Origin of the sequence: Gilliamella sp. Pas-s25, assembly GCF_009795885.1 — a bacterium.
Classification (GTDB): Bacteria; Pseudomonadota; Gammaproteobacteria; order Enterobacterales; family Orbaceae; genus Gilliamella.
The window spans coordinates 1-1540 of sequence record NZ_WTEV01000065.1; the positions used below are offsets into that span (position 1 = coordinate 1).

The 1540-nt window shown below is 34.7% G+C and carries 2 protein-coding genes; both read right to left on the reverse strand.

The annotated features are described in order from the left end of the window. Positions 1-338: 338 nt before the first annotated feature. Positions 339-812 carry a hypothetical protein gene (locus tag GQ593_RS13260; RefSeq protein WP_065636602.1) on the reverse strand — a complete coding sequence of 158 codons (474 nt, stop codon included), beginning with the start codon at positions 810-812 and terminating at the stop codon, positions 339-341. Next, a partial coding sequence (locus tag GQ593_RS14035) for an RHS repeat-associated core domain-containing protein (protein WP_202115509.1) occupies positions 813-1540 on the reverse strand: 728 nt, incomplete at its 5' end.

Sequence of the window (1540 nt, forward strand, 5' to 3'; positions counted from 1 at the left end):
ATTCGATTATACAAGCTTGTCAGGTTATGGATATCATCAAAATGGTATTAAGTCATTGGTTGAATCAAGTTATTTCAGGTGCTTTTTTAACTAAAAAGCAGATTAAGTTTAAGCTACTACATATTCGCTACTCGGGATTGGCATAAGGATAAGTGATTGAGTAATGGCTTGAGTTTTACAACCGAGAAAAGACATTTTGGAAAATATTGTTATGGAAAACGAGGAACGATGCAAAAGGGTTGGTTAATGAAAAGCAATTGGAGAGTTTATTTTGCGCATCGCACTCCCACTGCCGATGAATAACAAGTGTCTATCAGATTAAATCTGAGCTACTACACTTAATATATGATTTCATAAAGTGTATCTGGAGCACCTTCGCTTACTTCAAAATCTGAAAGTAACGTTTTTGATAATTCAATAAATTTTATCTTTTTATATGAATAAATATAACCGGAGTCTGTCAAAGATATCACAAGTTTCGAACAATTTGTTAGAGTCATCATTTCTTGTAATATACTAATCAAAATTAGTAAACGATCTCTTCCTAACGAAGGAAATTTACTTTGCATTTCTGGAGCATAATCTAAATAATCAATCAAATAATCAGCTTCTTCAGAATCAGGGCTATCACTCATTGAAAAAATGAAATTAGTTTCATTTTTATTAGGTAAATACCTTTCAGTAAATTGAAACAATTGTTCCGGTAAAATTTCTTTTAATCCAATACTATAATTCGCAGCTATTTTTTTTAAAATAGATTTACTATTGTTATAGTTAATTCCAGCAAGATATCCAACAATATAATTATTCATTTATTTATCCTTAATCCATTCACCAATGGGTTTCCCATTGGAATCGAGTTTTCTATAGTATTTACCTGTTACATATCCTTTATCATTATATGTAATTTTATGTTCATGAGGAACAACTCTTCCGTCTGGACCTAAACCTATTTGTCCATGTGGGTGAATTTGTCCATAGTCTTCACGAGAAAAAGTTCTACCATTTGCGTCATAATAAGTAACACTTCTAGACCCATCAGCTCTCGATACTTCATAAATTGAGTTAGGTTTTCCTCTATGTGGTGCTTTTCCTGATGGCACAATTATATGCTCAGTAGCAATTCTATTTGTTGCAGGATTAATAGTCGGAATTGATAATGTACTATCTATCTCTTCTCCAGCAACCCCCTCAAACCCATTATTTTCAACCTTAATCAACCCTAACGGATCAACCCAATTTATCGGATCACTACCAGCATATTGGTAACTATTTAGTCCGCCTAGTATACCGAGCGGATCTTGAGTAATATACCTGCCTGTAAATGGGTCGTAATAGCGATTTAGGTTGTAGTGAAGTCCTGTCTCTTCATCATAATATTGCCCTTGGAACCTTAGCGGGTTATCTGGCAGGGCGTGGAAATCGTCTTGATGGTAGGTTTCGTTTATTATCTGTCCATAGGCATTATACTGACATTCATAGAGGGTGTCACCCATGTTGCTGGTAAGGGCAATGGGGGTGCCGAGGTGGTCATTTTGGT

Bases quoted from the DNA above. Each gene is read 5' to 3' on its own strand.
- GQ593_RS13260 (WP_065636602.1), bottom strand. From the start codon at position 812: ATGAATAATTATATTGTTGGATATCTTGCTGGAATTAACTATAACAAT.